Source organism: Pirellulales bacterium (assembly GCA_035939775.1).
Classification (GTDB): Bacteria; Planctomycetota; Planctomycetia; order Pirellulales; family DATAWG01; genus DASZFO01.
The window spans coordinates 1-23194 of the sequence record DASZFO010000345.1; the positions used below are offsets into that span (position 1 = coordinate 1).

The 23194-nt window shown below is 61.5% G+C and carries 21 protein-coding genes; 14 read left to right on the top strand and 7 right to left on the bottom strand.

Going from position 1 to position 23194, the window contains the following annotated elements:
* Both VGY55_21980 and VGY55_21985 read left to right on the top strand, forming a co-directional pair.
* A partial coding sequence (locus VGY55_21980; GenBank protein ID HEV2972652.1) for a tetratricopeptide repeat protein occupies positions 1–1303 on the top strand: 1303 nt, incomplete at its 5' end.
* A gap of 106 nt (positions 1304–1409) precedes the next feature.
* Positions 1410–2213 (top strand): DUF1570 domain-containing protein, encoded by an 804-nt coding sequence (locus tag VGY55_21985; GenBank protein HEV2972653.1) that lies wholly within the window; start codon positions 1410–1412, stop codon positions 2211–2213.
* A 136-nt stretch (positions 2214–2349) separates the two neighbouring features.
* On the opposite strand, the gene VGY55_21990 is transcribed toward VGY55_21985, so the two are convergent.
* Both VGY55_21990 and proB read right to left on the bottom strand, forming a co-directional pair.
* On the bottom strand, positions 2350–3696 hold the full coding sequence (locus VGY55_21990) for a hemolysin family protein (protein HEV2972654.1): 1347 nt from the start codon (positions 3694–3696) through the stop codon (positions 2350–2352).
* 177 nt (positions 3697–3873) lie between these two features.
* Positions 3874–5034 carry a glutamate 5-kinase gene (proB, locus tag VGY55_21995; protein ID HEV2972655.1) on the bottom strand — a complete coding sequence of 387 codons (1161 nt, stop codon included), beginning with the start codon at positions 5032–5034 and terminating at the stop codon, positions 3874–3876.
* A 335-nt stretch (positions 5035–5369) separates the two neighbouring features.
* Between proB and VGY55_22000 the strand changes: the two genes are divergently transcribed.
* A complete protein-coding gene (locus VGY55_22000) occupies positions 5370–6527 on the top strand; it encodes an agmatine deiminase family protein (protein ID HEV2972656.1) in 1158 nt (385 codons plus the stop codon).
* 125 nt (positions 6528–6652) lie between these two features.
* Positions 6653–7231: a YetF domain-containing protein gene (locus VGY55_22005; protein HEV2972657.1), complete on the top strand. Its 579-nt coding sequence runs from the start codon at positions 6653–6655 to the stop codon at positions 7229–7231.
* Positions 7232–7237: 6 nt separating this feature from the next.
* On the opposite strand, the gene VGY55_22010 is transcribed toward VGY55_22005, so the two are convergent.
* Both VGY55_22010 and VGY55_22015 read right to left on the bottom strand, forming a co-directional pair.
* Positions 7238–8242: a putative sugar O-methyltransferase gene (locus VGY55_22010; protein ID HEV2972658.1), complete on the bottom strand. Its 1005-nt coding sequence runs from the start codon at positions 8240–8242 to the stop codon at positions 7238–7240.
* Positions 8239–8556 (bottom strand): hypothetical protein, encoded by a 318-nt coding sequence (locus VGY55_22015; GenBank protein ID HEV2972659.1) that lies wholly within the window; start codon positions 8554–8556, stop codon positions 8239–8241. The genes VGY55_22010 and VGY55_22015 overlap by 4 nt, the downstream gene beginning before the upstream one ends.
* On the opposite strand from VGY55_22015, the gene VGY55_22020 reads away from it, so the two are divergent.
* Positions 8534–8956 carry a hypothetical protein gene (locus VGY55_22020; GenBank protein HEV2972660.1) on the top strand — a complete coding sequence of 141 codons (423 nt, stop codon included), beginning with the start codon at positions 8534–8536 and terminating at the stop codon, positions 8954–8956. The genes VGY55_22015 and VGY55_22020 overlap by 23 nt on opposite strands.
* A gap of 83 nt (positions 8957–9039) precedes the next feature.
* Here the strand turns inward: VGY55_22020 and VGY55_22025 are convergent, their stop codons facing one another.
* A complete protein-coding gene (locus tag VGY55_22025; GenBank protein HEV2972661.1) occupies positions 9040–9285 on the bottom strand; it encodes a hypothetical protein in 246 nt (81 codons plus the stop codon).
* Positions 9286–9726: 441 nt separating this feature from the next.
* Here VGY55_22025 and folK point away from each other — a divergent pair, with 441 nt between their 5' ends.
* The 7 genes from folK (at position 9727) to VGY55_22060 (ending at position 17927) form a co-directional block, all read left to right on the top strand.
* Positions 9727–10782 (top strand): 2-amino-4-hydroxy-6-hydroxymethyldihydropteridine diphosphokinase, encoded by a 1056-nt coding sequence (gene folK, locus VGY55_22030; GenBank protein ID HEV2972662.1) that lies wholly within the window; start codon positions 9727–9729, stop codon positions 10780–10782.
* A 123-nt stretch (positions 10783–10905) separates the two neighbouring features.
* Positions 10906–11763: a pantoate--beta-alanine ligase gene (panC, locus tag VGY55_22035; GenBank protein HEV2972663.1), complete on the top strand. Its 858-nt coding sequence runs from the start codon at positions 10906–10908 to the stop codon at positions 11761–11763.
* Positions 11764–11951: 188 nt separating this feature from the next.
* The gene (locus VGY55_22040) at positions 11952–13415 is read left to right on the top strand and encodes a prolipoprotein diacylglyceryl transferase family protein (GenBank protein HEV2972664.1); all 1464 of its coding nucleotides are present in this window, start codon (positions 11952–11954) and stop codon (positions 13413–13415) included.
* Between the two features lie 103 nt (positions 13416–13518).
* Complete coding sequence (locus tag VGY55_22045) at positions 13519–14082, top strand: sigma-70 family RNA polymerase sigma factor (GenBank protein HEV2972665.1); 564 nt, start codon at positions 13519–13521, stop codon at positions 14080–14082.
* An 89-nt stretch (positions 14083–14171) separates the two neighbouring features.
* On the top strand, positions 14172–16553 hold the full coding sequence (locus tag VGY55_22050) for a hypothetical protein (GenBank protein HEV2972666.1): 2382 nt from the start codon (positions 14172–14174) through the stop codon (positions 16551–16553).
* 87 nt (positions 16554–16640) lie between these two features.
* On the top strand, positions 16641–16886 hold the full coding sequence (locus VGY55_22055) for a CDGSH iron-sulfur domain-containing protein (protein ID HEV2972667.1): 246 nt from the start codon (positions 16641–16643) through the stop codon (positions 16884–16886).
* 252 nt (positions 16887–17138) lie between these two features.
* Positions 17139–17927 carry a hypothetical protein gene (locus tag VGY55_22060; protein HEV2972668.1) on the top strand — a complete coding sequence of 263 codons (789 nt, stop codon included), beginning with the start codon at positions 17139–17141 and terminating at the stop codon, positions 17925–17927.
* A 1-nt stretch (position 17928) separates the two neighbouring features.
* Here VGY55_22060 and VGY55_22065 read toward each other — a convergent pair whose 3' ends face one another.
* Positions 17929–18417, bottom strand: coding sequence for a hypothetical protein (locus VGY55_22065; protein HEV2972669.1), 489 nt, complete (start codon positions 18415–18417; stop codon positions 17929–17931).
* A gap of 58 nt (positions 18418–18475) precedes the next feature.
* Positions 18476–21142 (bottom strand): Tex-like N-terminal domain-containing protein, encoded by a 2667-nt coding sequence (locus VGY55_22070; GenBank protein ID HEV2972670.1) that lies wholly within the window; start codon positions 21140–21142, stop codon positions 18476–18478.
* 465 nt (positions 21143–21607) lie between these two features.
* On the opposite strand from VGY55_22070, the gene VGY55_22075 reads away from it, so the two are divergent.
* Both VGY55_22075 and VGY55_22080 read left to right on the top strand, forming a co-directional pair.
* Positions 21608–21853, top strand: coding sequence for a hypothetical protein (locus VGY55_22075; GenBank protein HEV2972671.1), 246 nt, complete (start codon positions 21608–21610; stop codon positions 21851–21853).
* A gap of 280 nt (positions 21854–22133) precedes the next feature.
* Positions 22134–23189 (top strand): LOG family protein, encoded by a 1056-nt coding sequence (locus tag VGY55_22080; protein HEV2972672.1) that lies wholly within the window; start codon positions 22134–22136, stop codon positions 23187–23189.
* Positions 23190–23194: the final 5 nt, after the last annotated feature.

A 23194-nucleotide genomic window follows, 5' to 3' on the forward strand; every position in this document is an offset into this window, starting at 1 on the left:
TATCGCGCTTCTCGGCTTGACGATCTGGGGGCTGCACAAGAATCTCGCGGTCGGCTCTCTGGGGGCGTCGTTCTTCGTGATCCTCGCGCCGACATCGAGCTTCGTGCCGATTCGCGATGCCGCGTTCGACCATCGCATGTATCTGCCGCTCGCCGCAATCGCGGCCATCGTGGTCATTGGCGGATTCGCGATCTGGGACCGGCTCGTGCTCCGCTGGTCGCCGACGGAAGGCGAATCAACCATGCGGCGATGGGCCGTGCCGATATGCTTGCTCGTGGCGGCGCTTGTCGGCCTGGGGTGGGGTACGCTTCGGCGGAACGAAGATTACAGCACCGGCGCTGCCATTTGGCGGGACGTGCTGGAAAAGAATCCCGACAACGCCCGAGCCCATAACAATCTGGCCGTGCAGTTATTGGACCAGGGCAAGATCGACGAAGCGATGGAGCACTGCAAGCGGGCGCTGGAATTGGAGCGCGACTATGCCGATGCGGAAAGCAATCTCGGCTTGGCGCTCACCAAGCAGCACAAATTCGAAGAAGCGCTGCCCCATTACCGCCGCGCGCTGGAACTCAAGCCGGAACATAAGTACGCGCTTGACCTCCTGGCCGCCGCGTTGACCGAGCAAGGCAAATACTCCGAGGCCGTCGACCTTTACGATCGGCTCCTGAAAATCGATCCCGAGAACGCGAAAACGCATTTCGATCTGGCCAATTGCCTTCGCAAGAGCGGCCAGGCCGACGCCGCGATCGAGCAATTCAAGATTGCGCTCGCCGTCGAGCCCGACTATCCCGAAGCGCACAATAATCTGGCCGGCGTCTTGGCGCGACAGGGAAAGTATAACGAAGCGATCGTTCATTTCAACAAGGCGCTCGAACTCAAGCCCGACCATGCCGACGCGCACTACAACCTCGGCATGATCTTCTACAGCCGCGGGCAAATCGCCGAGGCGGAACGGCATTGGCGCGAGGCGAGCCGGCTCGAGCCGAAGCAAGTAGACTACCTTCGCGCGCTGGCCTGGGCACTCGCGACCAGTGATGACGCCGCGACTCGCAACGGCGCGGAGGCGGTGGACTTAGCGAAGCGGGCGGTCAAGCTGTCCGAGAAACCCGATCCAGCGGTGATTGGCACTCTGGCCGCGGCATATGCCGAAACGGGGCAATTCCCAAGAGCTGTCGAATCGGCCAAACAAGCGCTCGATATCGCCTCCAAACAAGAAAAAGGGGATTTGGCCACCGAACTGCGCGAGCGTGTCAAGCTCTACGAATCCGGCAAGCCGTATCACGAGGCTCGAGGCCGACGCTAGCAGCGTCGGCCACGACTTGCCGCGCGATGCTGGCCACTCGGCCTTCCGGCGCTTCGCCCGGATTGCTAGAATCCCCCGCTTTATCGTCGGCCATGGAGGGCTTTTGATGCGGGCATTGGCGTGGGGGCTGCTCGGCTTCGCGGTGACCTGTTGCGGCTGCGCCGCGTGGCGCAGTGCGCATCCAGAGCTGCCGGATCGCGCCAACATCCGGCTCGATCAACTTGTGATCCACAGCAATTTCGAGATTCCCAGCCAGCATCGCTTGCTGCAGGAGGTCAACGCCCTGCGGATGGACGTGAGCGGGAAGTTGGGGGTCCCCACATCCGACGAGCCGATCCATGTCTATTTGTTTGAAGACGGCGAGCGATATAGTGCATTCATACATAGCCGGTTTCCGCAATTTCCCGAGCGGCGGGCCTTCTTCGTCGAGACTGATACCAGGCTGAGCGTTTACGCGCATTGGGGCGAAAACGTCGCCGTCGATTTGCGCCACGAAGTGACCCACGGCTACCTGCACTCGATGCTGCCGAATCTGCCCCTCTGGCTCGACGAGGGGCTGGCCGAATTCTTCGAGGTGCCGCGCGGCCAGCACGGTTATCATCGCATCAATATCGACGACTTGATGTCTGGCTCCGCGGCCGGCCGATGGCATCCCGATATCCGTCGCCTGGAAGCCCTAAAATCGGTTGCCGAGATGAGCCGCACTGAATATGCCGAGTCCTGGGCCTGGGTCCATTTGCTGTTGGAAACCGATCCACCGCGGCAAGAGCTGCTCCATAATTACCTCGCCCGCCTTCGCCGCGACGCCGTTGCCGAACTCCTTTCGCTTCATCTTCAGCAAGCCCATCTCGACGACCCGCAAATGCTGTTGGATCACGTCCGCGAGTTGGCGGCCAAACCCGTGAATTGAAAAGACTTGACGTGCGCTGGCGATCCGGTCGGAGCCGTAGGGTGCATCAAGGCTCGGCGCAGACGCAGCGGAACCTGTCGCGGACTTAGAGCGCTCCCTGGTGCGTCTGCGCGGACTCGGCGCACCCTACTTTTTGTCATTCGACGCTCGTCGGTCCTAAATCGGCGGCTCCGTCTGGATTCTTTCGTTGCACGAGTATCTGGTCAATCCGCTGGCCGTCCATGTGGACTACTTCGAGGTGGAGGTCGTTCCAATCGGTGGAATCGCCGACCGACGGGATGCGGCCGAGTTGATCGAGAATCAGCCCGGAGATCGTGCTGAAGCCGCGCGACTCCGATCCCTCGGCATTGCGAATCTTGAGCCGCTCGATCAGATCGCTCACGCTCACCATGCCGTCGACGAGCCAGGTGTTCGCGGCCCGCTCGACGAACAGGTCGGTCTTTTCGCGGCGATGCTCGTCGCGGATTTCGCCGACCAGCTCTTCGAGCACGTCTTCGAGTGTGACCATCCCCTCGGTGCCGCCGTATTCATCGAGCACGACCGCCAGTTGATTGTGCTTCTCTTGAAACAGCTCAAGCAGCCGATCGAGCGGCATCGTCTCGGGCACGAACAGGGCCGGGTGCAATAGCCTTCGCAATTCGATCGGCCGGCCAAGATATTGCTGAAGAAATATGTCCTTGATGTGGACGAACCCGACGATGTGGTCGAGATCGCGCTCATAGACCGGCAGCCGCGAGAAGCCGGCCATGGCGACGGCTCCCATCACCTCGTCGGCCGGCGTGTCGGCGTCGAGAGCATCGAGGTCGATCCGCGGGCGCATGACGTCGCGCACCGTCCGCTCGCCGAGCCGCAAGGCCTCGACCGCCACTTTCTTCTCGACGGCCTCGAGCACTCCTTCGGCCGTTCCGGTGTCGATCATATGCTCGATGTCGGCGACCGAGACGGTCGGCTCCGCCTTCGCATCCGAGGCGGCCAACATCAGGACGGCGTTCGTCGCCGAACTCATCAGCCAAACCGCCGGCCGCCCGATCCGCGACAAGACGGTCAGAAGCGGTGCAGCGAAGCGGGCAAATTGCTCGGCGCGACGCAGCGCCAAGCGCTTGGGAACCAATTCGCCGAGCACCAGCGTCGCCAACGTGATTCCCAGCCCCACAATCACGATTGCAGCGCCGTGCGCGTTATTGGCGATGAGCGGCACGGGAACGTGCTCGAGATACGCGGCCAGCTCATGCACCAGGCTGGCGCCGCCAAATGTGGCTGTGAACGTGCCGATCAGCGTGATCCCGACTTGCACCGTCGGCAGGAACCGGCCCGGATCGTTGGCCAACTCCAGCGCTTGCCGAGCCCGCTTGTCTCCTTCTTCTGCCTGCCGTTGCAATCGGCCGCGGCGCGAGGCGATCACCGCGATTTCGGCCGCGCTAAAGAATCCGTTGGCCAAGATCAAGACCAGGATGATCAAGATTTCCCAAACGTACTCGGACACGACAAATCCGTTCTCGATCGACTAAATACTCGCCAGTGCGGAAAGAACGACGAATGTCTAATGACGAATCTCTAATGAATGACGAAGCTCGAATGACGAATGAGATTGACCAACGTCGTGCGACTCGTCATTCGCCATCCGTGCTTCTTCAGGCATTCGTCATTAGGCATTCGACATTCACCCTCCCTGGCCTCGGGTCCCGATCCCCGTCGCCAAATTGTCGCGATGGATCACCTCTTGATAAGGGCAGTGTCCGAGAGCGGCGGCGATTTGATCGGTCTTCAGTCCTTTGATTCGCGTCACATCGGCGACGGAGTAGTTGGTCAGCCCGCGGGCGAACTCTCGGCCGCCGCGATCGCATAGCGCCACGACATCCCCTTTTCGAAACGTTCCCTGGGCATCGACGATGCCGATTGCCAGCAGGCTGCTCCCCTTGGTCTCGACCGCTTGCCGCGCCCCGTCGTCGAGGAGCAGCTTGCCGCGCGGCTGGGCCGTGAAACCGATCCAGCGCTTCCACGAGGGGATCGATTCTGCTTGAGCGACGAAGAGCGTGCCGACCACGTCTCCGGCCAAGATTCGCATCAAGTTGCCCGGCTGCTTGCCGCTGGCGATGATCACGTTTTCTCCGGTGGAGGTGGCGACGCGGGCCGCTTCGAGCTTGCTCGCCATGCCCCCTTTGCTCACGCCGGTGGCCCGATCGCGGACGAGCGACCAGATCGATTCGTCGAGTTGAGTCACCGTCGGGACCACCCGCGCCGCCGGATCCGCCGGATCCCCGTCATATAGCCCTTCGACATCCGAGAGCAGCACCAAGAGCGGCGCGCGGATCAAGTTGGTGACCATCGCGGCCAGTCGATCGTTGTCGCCGAAAGTGGTTTGCAGCTCCTCCACGCTGACCGTGTCGTTCTCGTTGATGATCGGCACGGCGCCGAATTTCATCAGCGTGACGATCGTGTTGCGGATGTTGAGATAGCGGGTGCGATTGTCGAGATCGTCGGCGATCAAAAGGATTTGCGCGGCATGGCGGCCGTGGCTGCGCAGCGTCCGGTCGTAGGCCTCGACGAGGCTCGTTTGCCCAACCGCGGCCACCGCTTGCAATTCGGCCAAATCGGTCGGACGTTTTTTCAAGGCCAATCGCCCCATTCCCGCACCGACGGCGCCGGAGCTGACGAGCGCCACGCGCCGGCCGGCCTGCATGACCTGGTGCAATTCCTCGGCTAGCGTTGCGACGCGGGCTTGGTCCAATTGCCCTTCCGATGTGGTGAGGATGCGCGTTCCTACTTTCACCACGATCGTGTGGGCGGCGGCAGCGATTTCTTGGCGCAAGAGATCGGTCATGGTTGCGTGTTTAGGGCTTTCCGGCTGACTCAGTGCCCGCATATTGCTCGGCATCAGGCTAAAAATCTGACCTGCCTCCGCAATCGGCCGACGGGTGCTATAAGAATAGCGTCCGGCGGGGTAGTTCAAAACCCTCGGAGTCCTCGGTGCGTTAAGGCTCTCTCCCTAGCTGGCGGGATCGAATTCTCACGATTTGCCGGCAACAATAAGAATTCCCACAGATTTAGTAGAAACATCCGAAACCGAGACTAAAATCCGGGGTTAATACTGAATCATCCAGTTTTTGCGTGGACGATTGCGTCGGGAGTCGGAACACTCCCAGAATCGGGCCCACCATGTTGAAGAGGCAATCCACTGCGTTGCTGTTGGTCTGCGGAACTTTCCTCGCATCCGCCGGTTTTTTCGCCGGGATTCGGGTCGAGGGTTTCCGCGGCGCCCAGGCTGACTCGTCGAATCCCCCTTCGGATCGAGGCGTCTCGGAGCGCGTCTGGCCGATTGCCGACGTCAAGACCGAAGGGCGCATCCAGGGAGAGTTCGAGCATCAAGCAGCGCTGATTCTCGGCGTCAATGAATTGATCCAATTTCATCCGCAGACCCTGGCCCAGATCGTGGCGGCGATTCATGACCGAATCAAGATCATCGGCGTCGTGGCCGACGACGACCAACGGGCGAAGACTGTTTCACTGCTGAAGGACAATCGACTGCCCGAGGACGCCATCGACTTTTTCGAATGGCCGGTCGAGGCGATGTGGGTTCGCGATTACGCCCCGTTCTTCGTCGTCGGCGACCATACGACCGTCGTCGATTTCACCTATCCCGAGCAGAATCGGGACCTCGAGGACAGTTTCGCCGTGGCGTTTGCCGCGACCTTTCGGATGCACTATGACCATTGCCATTTGACTCTCGAAGGTGGCAATCTGACATCCAACGGCGGCGGCCTGTGCGTTTCCACCACGAAGCTCGGCTCGGGCAACGAACGCCGCGGCTATGACGCCAAGCGGATCGGCGAGTTGCTCTTCGAGCATTTTCACTTTACGCGGTGGGTCCATCTCAATCCGCTCGAAGACGAGCCGACCGGCCATGCCGATATGTTCGTCACTCTCTGCGCTCGCAACAAAGCGATTCTTGGCTTCTACCGCTCGGAAGATGACAAAGTCAACGCCGAGATCCTCGATCAAAACGCGGCCGTGCTGAAGGGCGAGCCGACGAAAGACGGCCCCATGGACCTGATTCGCATCCCGATGCCCAGCCATAAAGACGGCAATTGGCGCACTTACACCAACGTGATCTACGCCAACGGAGTCGTGCTCGTGCCGCAATACCCGGACACCGATCCCGACTTGGACAAGGTCGCGTTAAACGTGTTTCACGAGGCCCTGCCCGACTGGAAAATCGTCGGCATCGATTGCTCGAAGCTCATCACCAAGCGCGGCGCGCTGCACTGCATCTCGCGCAATGTTCCCGCGCTCGATGGCCTGGCGAGCGGTAAGTGACGAGTGGCAAGCTGGAGCGCAATCAGCGGCCCTTCATTCTCGCTCTCTCACTCTTCGATCTCGCAAATCGCCTCTTGGTTCGGCCATAATGCGAGCGTTTCATCGCTCCCATACGAGGCCCAGCCATGCTCGACACGATTCTGCATAATGTGTTTGTCCTCGATGTGCCGTTATTGGAGAAGATCATCCGGCCGATCCTCGTGTATTGCTTCTTGATTGTCGGCCTGCGGCTGGCCGGCAAGCGCGAGATGGCGCAACTCAACGCGTTCGATTTGGTGGTGCTGCTGACGATCTCGAACACCGTGCAGAACGCCATCATCGGCAACGACAATTCGCTTAGCGGCGGCGTGATCGGGGCGAGCGCGCTCTTGCTGACCAACGCCCTGGTCGTCCGCTTCCTCTACACGCACGACAAGCTCGACCGTCTGATCGAGGGTGAGCCGGACGTGCTCATCAAAGACGGCAAGGTCCGCATGGATCGTCTCCGAAGCGAGTTGATGACGCTCGCCGAGCTGCAAAGCGCCGCGCACAAGCAAGGCTTCGCCAGCCTAGGCGACGTCGAGCGGGCCGTGCTCGAGCCGAGCGGCGTCGTTTCCTTCATCGCCAAGCGGCCGCTACCCGAGGAAGCCCGCCAAGCCGAACTGCTCGCCCGGCTCGATCAAATCGACCAGCGCTTGGCGGCGCTCGCTGAGGATCGCGCTTAGGTGATCTTAGATTACCGCCGTCGTAGCTTGGAGCAAGGGCACGGGAACCGATGCCGGCAGCGTCGGCAACGGGCAAACTGGTCGGGAACTTTGATTGACGCCGAAGCCGGCCTCGAAGAATCGTTCGGAGAAGGTCGTGTAGCGCTTGAAGTGCTCCGTCCATTGGGACTTGAACGGGTATTGCTCCAAGCCGCCGATCGCGTTATACGGACGCTGGGCGTCGGAAACGACGACGTATTGCTGCGTGTAAAAAATCCCCGAGACCTTTCGATCGATCAAGTCGAAATAAGTCCGCACCTGCGCGAGCTTCATTTCCTGAAAGCTGGCCACGTTGATGAATACGTCGATCGCGCCGTCGGCGACTTTCAACAGGTCTTGGCTGCCGGCGAACCACAGCCCCTTTTGCAAGAGCATGGATTTCGTCAGGGCCGGCATCGCTCGAAATTCCGCGTAAAGGCTCGTCGATTCGGCCGGCAACAGCCGCGGCAAAACCGCCATCGAAATCATCAGGATTTCCGGCAGGTCAAGCAACAAATACGAGACGCGCGGATTGATTCGCTTGAGCACATAGCCGATCCGTCCCCAGCCGCTCCCCAAATCGGCCACGACGCGGCGGTCCGTCAGAATCCCAGGGTCGGCCTCGGCGATCGAAAGGATCGTGTCGAGCGAGATCAGCGTATCCCACGAATACCGGCGGCCGTCGATCGCGATTTCGTAACCCGTGTCGCTGCTCAAGTCGAATCGGCCCAGCAGATCGCTGGCATCGCGCTGCTTGATGAGGCGGTACAACATGTAGACGGCGTACCGGTGATAACGCGGATTGCCGGGGGGCGATTGCGAAAAGCTCTGATTGAAATACGCGATGTCCTCCCTGGGCACGCCATGCACGCGAAAATTCGCGTCGAAGTCGTGGCAGAGCTTCTCCCACACGCCCCGCGGAGCGAAGGGGAATCCGGCCCGAAGGTTGTCTTCCCGCATCAAGCGGAGAACCGATTCCTCTTCAGCATTCATGCTGTTGATTCTTCGTTGGATTGTTTGGTGGAATTCGACTCTTCGGTTTCTTCGGTTGCCGAACCCGGCAATCTCAAAACAATCGGCAAAGTCGCGGCGTTCAGCTTCCGAGCCACGATTCTCAAGCCATCGCCCCGGCGGTTTGGGAAAGCCGGAGCGTTTGCAGGTCTGATTAAAGCCACTGCACCAGAACTGCCGATAATAGCAATACGATGGGCTATTCTGGCCGCAGGAACGGCCAGAGCGGGAGTTGCAATTCTGTCGAATTCCGGCCACTTGAAGGACCAAGTGATGCAAGCAGCCGTGGTTTCCATGTTGTTGATGGCCGGAGCGTGCGCCAACTCGGGCGAACCGCTGCCGGCGCCGACTCCGGCCGCAGTCGCCGCCGCCCAACCGTGGCAGCCGGCGAGCTGCGAATATTCGACGATGTATCCTTCGCCGGCTGGCGGCATCTACTATCACGTCGGTCTGTTCGGCTGCCCGCAGTATACGCCCGTGTGGCTGCTGAAGGACTGCGCCGCATTCTATCCGGGCAACTACGCGGTGCCGTACGATTATCGCGAGGTCTTCAACTACCCCTGGCACGGCCCGCGGCCGATGGCGCCAATACAGGCGATCGAGTATTCAACCGCCACGAAACCCGCCGTCAAATCCGTGAAGACCGCTTCCCGGCCCGCGAAGAGCGCTTCCAATTCGCCTCTGACGACGCGCTGATTGCGGTCGTCCCGATCCAACACAGAGCGAATTGAACTGGAGCAAACTGAGAGAACAGAGCGACTAGTTCTCCGTTTCCTCCGTTATCTCCCGTTCAACGCTTCGATGTTTTCTGTCGTCACGTCCGGTGGTTGCGCACGGCATTCTTTGTTCTGCAATGTGCGTTCTTCGTTCGCGGCGCGCCGGAGTGCTAGCACTTTTGAGAACGCGTGTTCGGAAAAAAACAAGAGCGATTCGGCGCGCGAAAAAAACTTGCCTGAATTGTTGCTTGACAATTCGGCGACGCACAGCAAAATGTCGTTTTGAGTTTGCGCGTTGTTGACGAGCACTTTGATTTTGGCGATTCAACTTCACCGGTTTCACGGTGGCAGGGTAGTGGACAGCGATTAGTCCACGAACCCTCACGAGGAATTCCAGGCAACGGGAAAAGATCCAGGCGGATCGATTGGGGAGCGCGGCTGCGCGCCGAGCGAGGTTCTTGCGTTGCTGCCGATTGAAGTATCGCCCCGGACGCGCGGCGGCTTTGTTGGCGATGAGGGCCTCGACGGTTCGAGCGAATGGCAAGGCGTTGCGGTTGGGCAGCGTATTTTTGCGGCGATTTCGCTTGGGGGAGCGCGACCGAATGGATCGACTGTTAACGACGAAAGTCGGGAAATGGATGTCCCCCCCATGCTTTTTGCCAGTGTAGGGGTGGTCGAAGTGACGTGTGCTCGTCGCGCTCCGCGGTGAGGGATTTGCCTCGCGAGGAGCGCGACATGTACACTTGATTGATGGCCGCCGCGCTCATAGCTCTGGGCTCGAATCTGGGAGACCGAGAGCGAATTCTGAACGATGCCGTCGCGCAGTTGTCGCTCCAGCCTGGCATTCGGCTTGTTTCCAAGAGCCGCTGGCATGAGACGCGACCGGTCGGCGGCCCGAAGGGACAAGCCGATTTCCTCAACGGCGCCGTGCTCGTTGACACGTCGCTTTCTCCCGAGCAATTGGCCGAGGAGCTTGAGCGAATCGAAACGGCTGCGGGGCGAACTCGCGAGGGGCGATGGGCAGCGCGAACGCTCGATCTCGATCTCTTGCTATACGGTGAAGAAGTGATCGATACTCCGCGGCTCGTTGTGCCGCATCCTCGAATGACCTTTCGCAGGTTCGTTCTTGAGCCGGCGGCCGAAATTGCGCCTTCGATGCGACATCCAACGGTCGGCTGGACGCTTGCTGCACTTCGCGATCATATACAGTACCGTCGCCTGCGGAGAGTTCGGATCGCCGAATACGTTGCCGCAACCGCCGGACCGATTGCCGCCGGAAAGACAGCGCTGGCCAACACTGTTGCGGCCGCTGTTAATCACCAAGTGATGGCAGATCCAGTCGCCCTAGATTGGAATGCAAAATCGCCGCGCGAGAGCGCCAGTTTAGCTTTTGATCGCCAATTATTGAGACGACGTGCGGACCAGTTAGCCGAAGATCGCATCCGTCCACCTCCGGATTTGATTAGTGATTATTGGTTGGAACAGTCAATTTGCATGGCTGAATTGGCGCTGCCGCACGATTGGCTGGCCAAGTACCTCGACGAGTACCATGGGATTGTTGCCGAAGTCACAAAGCCGAAATTGCTTGTTTTGTTGGATGTGCCGCCGGAAGTGTCATTGCAGCGAATTAATGAACGGGGTGGCTGGTGTCCAAGCTGGCTGACGCTCGAGTGGTTGGCTCGATACCGCGAGTTGCTTCTAGTGCGCGTGGCCACGCCGAGACGAGGACCGGTGCTTCGGCTTGACGGGACGAAGCCGGATGAGGCGCGAGAGGAACTTGTCGCGGCGATTCAGGCGATGCAGTGAAACGAATTAGTTCGGCTTGCACTGTTGGTCGCATCGCCGCCTGAAGGCGGAACTCCAACGGCTGAGTGCGGCATCCGGCAGCGCGCCCCAATCCAAAATCGCAAATCCAAAATCCAAAATCGCATGCCCACCCTTCCCATCATCACGCGCGGCGACGACCTTCACCGGCAAGTCCTCGGCTGGCGGGCGGCCGGCGAGTCGGTCGGGCTCGTGCCGACGATGGGGGCGCTTCACGCTGGGCACATAAGCTTGGTCGTCCGTTCGGCCGAGGAGTGCCGGCGGACCGTGGTGACGATCTTCGTCAATCCGACGCAATTCGGCCCGAACGAGGACTTTTCGCGCTATCCGCGGCAACTCGAAAACGATCTCGCGCTGCTCGCGCCAACCGGGACCGATTTGGTCTTTGCCCCGACAACGGAGGAAATGTATCCGGCGGGGCACGCGACGTTCGTCGATGTCGGTGGAATTACGCGGCGATGGGAAGGGGCGATTCGACCGGGCCATTTTCGCGGCGTAGCCACGATCGTGCTCAAGCTATTCAATCTCGCGCCGGCCGATCGGGCTTATTTCGGCCAAAAGGACTATCAACAGTCAGTCGTCATCCGCCGGATGGTTGCCGATTTGAACGTGCCGATCGAGATTCGCATTTGCCCGACCATTCGCGAACCCGACGGATTGGCGCTCAGTTCGCGCAACGCCTATTTGAGTGCCGCCGACCGCCGCGGAGCACTGGTCCTCTCGCGGAGCCTGCGGTTGGCGGCCGATCGAGTGGGCCAGGGAGAGCGCGAGGCCCGGCCGATCGCCGCCGACATGCGAAAAATGATCGAATCCGAACCCTGCGTCGGCCTGGATTATGCAACGCTCGTCGATCCTGATACGCTAGAGGAGGTCAGCCACGTCGCGGGCACGGTCGTCGCTCTTGTCGCAGCCCGAGTCGGAACAACGAGACTGATCGACAACGAGATCATCAACTGGGAATGACGAATGACGAAATCCGAATGACGAAAGAATGACGAATGTCTAAATGACGAAGGCGCTCGATCTGAGCGTGCGATTCGTCCTGTCGCAGCGGATCTTCGACATTCGTGCTTCGTCATTCGTTAGACATTCGTCATTCGACATTAGTCATTTCGCTCCGCCAATCAATCACCCTTTCGCCCGCCCATCTCATGCTCCAAACCCTCTTCTACATCCCCGATCATCTGTTCGGCATTCCCCTGTTCGGTCCGCTCGGACTGCTATTCATCATTTGGGCGGTGATCGCCGTGATTGTTCTGGGCCGGCTCGTCTACCGGCAAGGCATCAGCGGCGACGTGCTGAGCGCGATGGGGATGCTTGCGCTCGTGGGCGCCGCGATTTGCTTTTATCTGCCGAGCCTGCTAATCAAAGACGCCGGTCTGCCGATCCGCGGCTACGGCGTGATGGTGCTGCTCGGCGTGGTGGCGGGCGTGTGGCTCGCCGTGCGCCGGGCGAGAAAGCGCGGTATCGACGTCGAACTCATCTTCAATCTGGCCCTCTGGCTGTTTATCGGCGGGATCATCGGCGCCCGGTTGTTTTACGTGTTCGAGTATTGGGGCCAACAGTTCTATCGCACGGATTCACATGGCCAATTCGATTTCGCCGGCACGCTCAAGGCCGCGCTCAACATCGCCCAAGGAGGCCTGGTGATCTACGGAGCGCTGATCGGCGGCGGCGTGGCCGGTCTGCTGTTCTGGCTCCGGCACCGCAATCAGCCGATGCTCCGAATTGCCGACGTCATCGCCCCCAGCATGGCGCTCGGCCTCGGCATCGGGCGGATCGGCTGCTTTCTGAACGGCTGCTGCTTCGGCAGCGTGGCCGAAGACTTGCCCTGGGCCGTGAAATTCCCCGAGCAATCGCCTCCGTACATGCGGCAGATCGAAAACGGTCAGCTCTATCTGCACGGACTGGCGTTTCGCGGCAAGCCGGACAAGGCCGGTGCGACAATCTCCGCCGTCGAGCCCGATTCCGACGCGGACAAGGCCGGACTGCAAGCCGATGAGAAGATCGTACAGATATACGAGCAGCCGACGAGCGACGCGAAATCGCAAGTCTTGCTCTATCCCAAAGCCGATCCTGAAAAGACCGGGCAAGCCGCCGACGCGGAGCCCGACGCCACGCTGGGCGCCGCCGAGCGAGCATTGATGGCGATCAAGGGAGAAGGGACCAAGATCGTCGTCTACACGGAAGACCGCGAGAAGCCGGTCGTGTGGGCGATTACGCGGCCCAACGATCTCCCGGCCAAGAGCCTGCCCGTGCATCCGACGCAGCTCTACAGCGCGCTGGACGCCGTGCTTCTTTGCCTATTGCTGTTGGCGTTTGACCCGTTCCGCCGGCGGGATGGGGAGGTGCTGGCGCTGATGCTCACGGTGCATCCGATCGCGCGTTTCTTGTTGGAATCCATCCGGACCGACGAACCGAAGATGATTCCATTGCCGTTCGGCACGGCGTCGCTGACCATATCGCAGTTTTTGAGCGTAATGATGTTTGTGGGGGCGATTGGGTTGTGGGCGTTCCTGATTCTCCGCCGGCCACGGCTGGACGGGAGCGATTTGCCGGAGGAGGGACTGGATTCGACGGGAGCCGACGGCGATATTCCCCCCGCCGTCGCCTGAACAATTCGCCCGCTAGCCGAGACCAACATAGGGGCAATTCGCCTTGGCCAGCCGCCGCAGGGAACTTTTCCAGCACCTTTCACGTCTCAAATCTGGAGCGGTTGTGAACGACGACGCTCAACTCATCGACGACGCCTTGGCTGGCCAATCGGTGGCGTTTGGGCAGTTGGTGACCAAGTATCAAGACCGCTTGTACAACGCGCTAGTCCACGTGATCGGTTCGGCTGATGAAGCCCGCGACGTGGCCCAAGACGCGTTTGTCCAGGCGTTCGTGAAACTGGCCTCGTTTCATCGCGCTTCAGCGTTTTATACGTGGCTCTATCGCATCGCATTTAACTTGGCGATCAGCCGGCGGCGCAGGTGGAAGCCGATGGTTTCGGTCGAACAGACGCGCGAAGCGTCGGGGCGGGAACCGATCGCCCGCGATGGGGCGCCCTCTGAGCGATTGGAACGGCAGGAGCGCGTCGGCCAGGTGCAAGCCGCTCTGGCCGCCATGAGCGAAGAACATCGGACCGTGTTGGTGCTGCGCGAGATGGACGGCCTGTGCTACGACACGATCGCCGAGGTCCTCGAGCTGCCGGTCGGCACCGTGCGGAGCCGGCTGCACAGGGCCCGATTGGAACTGCGCGAGCAGTTGAAGGAAGTCCTCCAGGAAGAAGAACTTTGAGGGCGACAAGCCGATTGGCGTAACGAGCCGAGTGGCCGAAGCCCCTCGGATCACCGCCGCCGACAAGCGATCGGCGCGAGATGCGAATCATGAACAACCCCTTGTACGACGACGAACGGATCAGCGCTTATCTCGACGGCGAGCTGTCGGCCGACGAGCAAGGCCGCTTCGAGGAGCGGCTGGCCGAAAGTGCCGAGTTGCGGCAGTTGGTTGAAGAGCTGCGCGCACTGCGCGGCAGCCTCGATCTCTTGCCCCGCCACAAGCTGGAAGCGGACTTCGCCGATCAGGTCTTGCGCCGAGCCGAGCGCGAAATGCTCGCGTCAGAGGACGCCGGACTATCGGGGTCGAACGGCGGCGCGCCGTCCGGCACGCAGTCGGTTCCGGCGACTCGACCGGCGAAATTGGCGCGCTCTCCGCGCGATTGGAAGCGCCGCGCTTTGCGTCCGCTGATCTATGCCGCCGTGGCGATCGCCGTGGCGATCTTGATCGTGGTCGGCGGCCCGGATCGTTCTAAGGAACGGAAACTTGCGGAAGTCACAAACCCTTCAAGTCACATCGCTCTGCCGGAAGGCAAGGTTTCGCCGCGAGGTTCGTCCGATTCACCGAAGAAAAGTCCGCTGGCGGTGAAAGATCAGGTCGAAGCCGAAAAAGAGCACGAAGTTGCGCTCGACCGCGAGTCGCTAGCGCGCGACGGCGCAGGTGCGCCGGTAGCGCCGTCGGACAAATCAAGATCGGAAGGCCTTGAATATCGAAGCGGCATCGGGCCTGAGCCCTCGAGCAGTAAGCCCGAGCCCGCGATCGGCTCGACTGCGGTCGGCGGTCTGGGAAGCCGCAGGGGCTTGGCGGGAGGCGTATCCAACGCCGGAGCGAAGCGCGAAGGCGGTCAGGCGGAGATAGACAATTTGAAGGTACAGATCGTTCCCGAGACGTTACCGAAATCACCAGCACTTCAGCATGCATCGGAACGACCTGCCACTGGGCCGTATTTGCCGGGGCAGAAAGTCACTGGCAAGGAAGACGAGTCTCTCGGGGGCGGCTTGCCGGCGACCCGTTCGATCGCAGCGAAAGAGTCGCTGCAGCGAAACGTGCCGATCGTTGGCGGCATGGTCGTCGCCCAATGCGTCTCGGCGCCGGAAGTGGCCGAGCGAACCTTCGAGCGTCTCCTATTGAAGAGCGACATCGAATGGAGAGACGCGGCAGATGTCTCGGACCTGTCCGCTGCTGACAGCTATGCGGCGACCGAAAAGCCGCGCGAGCAGTTAGACGAGTCGAACAAGAAGCTGACCAAATCGATCGAGCAGCGGCCGGTCGGGCTCGGGGTTGAACCATCCTCAGAACGGAAGCTTGCCAAGGGGGAGGAAAAGCGCGTGGAGGTCATCCTTGTCGAAGGGACGACGGATCAGATCAAGGAATTGGTGTACGGGCTCGAGGCCGACCCCAAGGTATTTGGTTCGGTGACAATCGTCGCCGCTCCGATCTCTTCGACGAATGCAATCTCGACATTTGGCTACGACGAACATGCAGCCCGAAGTGGCGGCGAGGCCGTGCGACCGCAGTTGGGCAACGGAGTCGAGTTCGAAGGGCGCGGCGCTGGGGCGGACAAGGGCGAATTGCGCGAGCTTGGACGCAACGATTCCGCTGGGCAGGCCGAATCGGCGCCTACGCCGCATGCGCCTGCTCGCAAGCAGTCGAGCGACTCGAAGCTGAGCGATCAGGATTCCGACGCATTGTCAACTAACGGACCTGCCAGGGGAGCATTTCGCGATTTCAAGCGAGTCGCTCCGGAAACGAGTAAGTCGGCTGCCACAGCGCCGCCTGCTGCCGCAGTACCGCCGGCGGCCGCAGTACCGATGGCTCCTGCCTCATCGCCGGCCGCTGCTGGTCGAACGCTGAATTCTCCGAAAGACGCTCGGGGATCGCCGCAGGCATTCGGCGAAACGTCCGCAGGGCGCGCGGCGGCCGCCGATTCGGGATTTGCCGAGAATCGCGCTGGTAAGCCGGCGGAACCCGCGATGCCCGCCGTCCCGACCGACGAGACGAAGGAGAAGCCGCAAACGCGCGGCTTCGCGCTGCGACTCCAGAGCTTGCCCACCGATGCCGAAGCCGCGATCGTGCAAGTGCCGGTGGAGGAAAAGCAGAAGACCATCGATGCTCCCCTGGCCACCGACGCTTCACTGAAGGCGGGCGCTGCGATCGGCGGCGGAGTGAATCTGCAGCAGCAGAATGCGGCCGGCGCGCGTGGCGGTTCGGAGAATGCAACCCTCGCAAAACCGGCGTTCGCCGCACCGCCGGAAGCCGATCACACATTTTATTTCAGCACCACGGATCCTGCGCGCTTCGGCGCGGGCCGGGGGGAATTCCCCGAGACAAGGATGCAGGCCTACTTCGTCTTCCGGCGTGCTCTGACCCCCTCGGCCCCCGCAGCGGCAACGCCCCCCTCGACACCGTCCGCGGCGAAAGAGCGGAAGTGAAAGTAACCGACGACTTGCATTGTAGCGGCGACTTGCTAAAAGAGAGCTTGATTCGGCAAGCTTCCAAATGGCAAGGCAGGTTTCGTGATGGCCGAGATAAGAATTCGCTTGCGACCCAACGGACCGATGGTGATCGAGGCCGTGGGACCGCTCGAGGGGATGCTGCAGATCACCGACCATCAAGGGAATCCGTTTCCGATTCCCGCCAATAAACCGGTGGTGGCGCTGTGCCGCTGCGGCCATTCGGCGAATAAGCCGTTCTGCGACGGCGCGCACAAGACCTGCGGATTCCTGGCGGAAGAACTGGCCCCAGCGCCCGCCCCGCCGGTCTGACGCTGCCATCGCGCCGCGTCCTCGTCAACAAGTTTTCCCCAACGCCGAGCGACGCGACGCTCGATCGCGCTCATTTCGAGGCACGGATTCCGCCGCGGTTTTTTCGCCTTTCAGGAATTTTTTCAGGGTGGGTGCCGCGCGGCCAGCTTCGCGTTTGTCGCCGCGGGGAAGAAGGCTGCTACAATCAATCCTCTCGTCGCGCTTCCACGTCTCGCGCGGCATGCAGATCGATTTTCTCCTTCGCACTTGCCCATGACTACTGCCGTCGCGGACGAAACCTCGGTGACGTATCTCGGCCAATGGAACCGCTTGGTAAGCACGACCAATTGGGAAAAAGGGCGGATTATCCACGAGTGGCGACAGGCCCTTGTCGCCGCCGCGGCGCCCGACTCCGAGTATTCCGATGAAGCCTGGAGCCAGTGGGTGGGCAACGTTACCGCCCAGCATGTCGGGCGGCTGCGGCGCGTTTACGAGCGGTTTGACGGCCTTCGCGGGCAAATAACGGCGCTCTATTGGAGCCATTTTCAAAGCGCCCTGGATTGGAGCGACGCCGAGATGTGGCTCGAAGGGGCAACTCAAAGCGGTTGGTCGGTTGCGGAGATGCGGCGCCAACGATGGGAAACGCTGGGGGCGATCGAAGCCGACCTCCCCGCGGCGGTAGAGCAAACGAGCGATCCAATCGACGAGGATTCCGATCCGGCCGACACCCGCGAATCGAAAACCGCGTCGACCGAACCGGGTCCCTCAACCGCGACCAGCAGCAGCGCCGTCGAGACCGACGTGGTCCCCTTACCAAGACACGCCGGAGCACCGGGCGAGGCATCTTATGACTCGGACGACGCGGCGGACTCGTCGGCCGACGAGCCGCATCGCCCTTTCGCTCATCTTGCGGAGATGCCGGACGATTTGGGCGAAGCCTTCGAGGCCTTCAAACTGGCGATCCTCCGCCACAAATTCGCCGGCTGGCAAGAAATCTCTCGCGACGATGTCTTAGCCGCCATCGACGCCCTGCGCGATTTCGCACTCGCGCCGACGGAGTAAATCAGCCTCGGCTTCCCGCGTAGAGTTCGGCGAATTCAGGGACCCAGAGGTCGACGAGTCCCTCGAACGGCTCCAATTGGAATTCCGCCAAGAGTTGATAGTGCGAGCGGTGATAAACTTCCTTGTTGTGGATGGTCCCGCGCGCGGCGAGTTCGAGCACGTGGGCCGAATTGAATGGGGCCACGACCAGTTCCAGACGGCTAAACGACGTGCTCCGCCGTCCACCGCGGGCCAATTGCAATTCATCGACGCTGACGGCGGCCCCCCAGCCGCGGTCGCTCACGACGGTCTCGAATTGAAAGCCGGGAAAGTATTGCGGGAGCTTCGCCAGGCAACGCTCGATATACTCCGACAGTTGCAGGCGGTATTGAGAGTGCAGCCGCTTGAGCTGCTCTTCGCTCAGGGCTTGCTCCGCCTCAACGCGCCGCTTGGCCTCGGCCGCGCGCGTGCCTCGCTCGACGGCCCGCTGAAGTCGTTGTTCGAAGTCCATAATTCAATCGCCAAAACGGCACTCACGGAGTGCCCAACTTGCCAGCAATAGCCGCTCGTCACTGCTCGCTTGCCGCTAGCTCGTCGCCGCTCGGCGGGCCGGTCTCTTGGTCGATTTCGGGTTCATCGGGTTTGATCTCGAGGAACTGCTTCAGATCGCCGAAGGTTCGCAGCGGCTCTTTCCCTTTTTTCATCGCGTCGGTAATGGGAATCAGCGGCGCGGGTTTTGGCTTGGGCCGGTAGTGTGGCTTAGCCTGCGCAGCGCCGTGCTGTGTTCGTGGCCCGCCGGGACGCTGGAATCGCGGGCGCTGCGGGGGTTGCCGAGGCGCCGCGGATTGGCCGCCAGACGCGATTGCCGCCGGATCGGACGGCGCGTTTTCGGCACCGGCGGGGGCTGCGTCGTGAGCGGCCGCAGCGGGCGTCGGGCGCGGCGGACGGCGCGGTCGCCGGGATCGCCCGTCGCCGCGCGGTTCACCCGCTTGCTCGGTCTGCTGACCTGATTGGCTTGCGGGATGCTTGCCCGCCACTGGGTCGCCGCGCCGGCTGCCGGGAGCGATCATGGTGAGCGAAACGCGCCGCCGGCCCTTATCGATCTCCAGGACCCAGACCTTGACGATATCGCCTACCGCCACGACCTCGTGCGGATCGCGCACGAAGCGGCTAGCCATTTGGCTGACGTGCACCAGGCCGCTATCGTGCAGCCCGATATCCACGAAAGCCCCGAAATCGACGACGTTCAGCACGGCGCCGAAGAGTTCCATGCCGGTGGTCAGATCTTCGAGCTTGAGAATGCCGCGCTTGAAAATCGGCGCGGGCAAGTCCTCTCGCGGATCGCGGCCGGGGCGCGTCAATTGGGCAACGATGTCTTTGAGCAACAGCGGGCCGACGCTCAACTCCGCCGCCAGAGAGTCGAGATTGAGGGCGGCGGCCTTCTGGGCCAATTCGGCGATCGCCTCTCTCTTGGTCAATTCGGCGGGTGAACAGCCCAATTTTTCGAGCACGCGGCGGGCAGCCTCGTAACTTTCCGGATGGATCCAGGTGCCATCGAGCGGATCTTCGCTATCGCCGATTCTCAAAAACCCTGCCGCCTGCACGAATGTCGCCTCGCCGAAGCCGGCAATCTCCTTGAGCTGCTCGCGGCGCTTGAAGGGCCCGTTGGCCGTGCGATGATCGTAAACGCGGCGAGCCGTCAATTGATTCAGCCCCGAGACGTATCTCAACAGGGCGGGACTGGCCGTATTCAAATCGACGCCAACGTAGTTGACGCACGATTCGACCACCGCATCGAGCGAGGTCCGCAAGTGCTTCGCCTTCACATCGTGCTGATACAGGCCAACACCGATGTTCGCCGGGTCGATCTTGACCAACTCGCTCAGCGGGTCCTGCATGCGGCGGCCGATCGAGATCGCGCCGCGGAGCGTCGCGTCGTAATTGGGAAACTCTTCGCGGCCGATGGGGCTGGTCGAATAGACGCTCGCCCCCGCCTCGTTGACGATCACATACGCCACGCCGCTGTCTTTCAATTCATCGGCCACCAGCTCGGCGATCACCTGCTCGGTCTCGCGGCAGGCCGTGCCATTGCCCAGCGCCGCGGCGGAGACGTTGTGCGTCTTGATCAGCTCGACCAACTTTGCGCGGGCCTCGGCTTTCTTCTCCGCCTTGCCGATCAGATGGACGACGCTGTGGTCCACCAGATTGCCGAATTCGTCTAGCACGGCCAGCTTGCAGCCGCTTTTGAAGCCCGGATCAACCGCCAGCACGCGCCGCCCGCGAACCGGCGGCTGAAGCAGCAGGTTGCGCAGGTTCTTGGCGAACACGCCGACCGCGTGCGTCTCCGCGCTCTCGGTCATCTCGCGGCGAATCTCGCGCTCGAGACTTGGCAGCACTAGCCGCGCGAGCGCGTCGCGGGCGCAACCTCGCAAAAAATCAGCATGGGGATGCTCGGCTGGCACGAGCAGCTCGTCGGCCGTGCGCTGGAGTTCCTCCGCGTCGGCGTCGATTCGCACGCGGAGCATCTTCGCCTTCTCGCCGCGATTGATGGCCAAAATGCGGTGAGGGGGAATCTTCGAGAGCTGCTCTTGATATTCGAAATAGTCGCGGAATTCCTTCCCCTGCTTGTCGGCAATTTCGGTCTTGGCGCTGAGGAGCTTTCCGCTGCGCTTGAGAATCCGCCGCAGCCGCTCGCGGAGTTCGGCCCGTTCGCTGAAATCCTCGGCCAAAATATGCCCGACGCCGAGCAGCGCGTCGGCGGCCGTGGCGACTTGATGATCCGGGTCGATGAAATCTTTGGCCCGATGGTCTAGATCGGCCGCGGCGAGAGAACCGCTCAGGATTTCGTGGGCGAGCGGCTCGAGCTTTCGCTCGCGCGCCACAGTGGCCAGCGATTGCTTCTTGGGCTTGAAAGGAAGATAGAGGTCCTCGAGCCGCTTCGTGCTGTTGGCCGCTGCAATTGCCGCGGCCAATTCAGGAGTCAGCTTGCCTTGCCCTTCGATCGAGCGGAGGATCGTCTGCTTGCGCTCGGCCAACAGCCGCAAGCGGCCGACGCGGGCCTCGATCTGGCGAATCTGCTCTTCGTCCAGCCCGCCGGTTTGGTCCTTGCGGTAACGCGTGATGAACGGAACGGTGTTCCCGGCGTCGAGCAAGCGCACCACGTGCTCGACACGTTCCAAGGGGAGAGTGAGGGCGTGGGCGACGGAAGCCAGATCGATGGTAGTCGTATAGCCCATGCCCAAGTGTTGAACCGCGTTTGCCCCGTCTTCAGCGTGGGGCCATGCCGTGCATACCAAAGGCTGCGTTGCGCGCCGCGACTGGCACGCCAAGCGTGCCCCACGGGTCCGCTGCCTGCACCTCGGTCTGCCAATACCCAAAAGCCGCCAGGGGACGTGAACTGCCGGAATCGGCTTCCGTGCATGGGAAGCGCGCTTGCCCCTCGACACTAAACCAAGAATCTAAGCTGGTTTAGAAGCTGCTGTCAAGAATCAACCGAGCGATGCTAGCAATTTCTCGCTTCGAAAAATCCGCAACCTTGACGGAATACGACCAAACTTGCGCGACCGCTCCAGCCGATATTAGGCGCACGTGAAAGAAGGGCGGGGCAACGGGCGCGCGAAAGGATTCCGCGCCACAACGGGTCGCGCCTGGGTGTGCCCCCGATGAAGCCAATGCATCTCTGACGTAAGGAAGCGTCTGCCATGGCACAACGCCGTCTGCGTGTTTACTACGGCCCTCAAACGGAACCGACCGCCTCGGTCACGGAAACCAGCGTCGCGCGCGAAACAGTGACAGTGCCGCTAGGCGACGTGTTGCGCCTTTTGGCCGACGCCGTCGAGAGCAATCGCACCTGGCTCCGCGACTTCGAGGACGATGAGATCACGATTTCTAGCGACCTCTACGAAGTCGTGCTCGCCTACCAGCACTTCCGCCGGCCATCGGCTTGACTTCACGCCGACGCATAAAAGTCGCACACCGCAGTGCAGTTTCGTATCTGCGGTTTCCAGCCGCAGGTTTCGGGAGCAAGATGCTCGCGCTACCACACGCCCAACGCGACGACCGACTCCGTAGTGCACGGTGTGCATGCCGATCGGTGGCACGCAGAGCGTGACCTCCGGCCAATTCCGCTACGCGCGATGCGCCCGAGTGGGCTATAATTAGGCTGAGTTTGCCGATTGGGCAGGCTCATGCGGCAATTAAGCCGCGGCGTCTTGAAAGGTCCTGCGCGTGAACGATAATCCATCGTCGTCGTTTTCACTATCCGATCCAACCCCCGATGCCGGATCGAACGGACTCCCCGCCCCGCTGCCGCGTCAGCGGATCGTCGATCTGATCGGCCAAATCAAAGAGTCGGCCGACAAGCTCGCGACCGACCAGACGACTCAAGGCGATTTGAAAATTTTGAGCCGCACGCTCCGCGAGCTGCGCTACGCCTTCAAGGTCTTCACCCCCTATCGCTCGCGGCGAAAAGTCACGATCTTCGGCTCCGCCCGGACGCGGCCGCACGACCCCAGCTATCAACAGGCAGTCGAGTTCGGTCGCAGCATGGCCCAGAATGGCTGGCTCGTCGTCACTGGGGCGGCCAGCGGGATTATGGAAGCCGGGCACGTTGGCGCGGGGCGCGAAAACTCGATGGGCCTGAACATCATGCTCCCCTTCGAGCAGCAGTCGAACGCGATCATCGCGGGCGACCCGAAGCTCGTGCACATGAAGTACTTCTTCACGCGCAAGCTGATGTTCGTCAAGGAGTGCGACGCAGTGTGCCTCTTGCCCGGCGGCTTCGGCACGCTCGATGAAGGCCTCGAAGTGTTGACGCTTCTGCAGACCGGCAAGCGGGAGTTGGTTCCCGTGGTGATGCTCGACGCGCCCGGCGGAGATTTCTGGCAGGAGTTCCAGCGATTTGTCGAGAAGCAGCTCCTGGCCCGCGAATTAATCTCGCCCGAAGACTTGCATCTCTACAAGCTCACGGATCGGCTGGACGTGGCGGTCGGTGAAATCCTTCAATTCTTCCGCGTCTATCACAGCATGCGGTACGTGAAGAACCGCCTCGTCTTCCGGCTCACCCAGCATCCCAGCGCCGAACTGGTCGAGTCGCTCAACCAACATTTCTCCGACATTCTGACCGACGGCCAATTCGAAGTGACGACCGCGCTGCGGGAAGAGCACGACGAACCGTCGGTCATCGCCCTGCCGCGGCTGGCCTTCCACTTCAACCGCCGCAACCTCGGCCGCCTCCGCCAGTTGATCGACTGCATCAACCGCGGGCGAGTGGAAACGCCGTAGAGTCA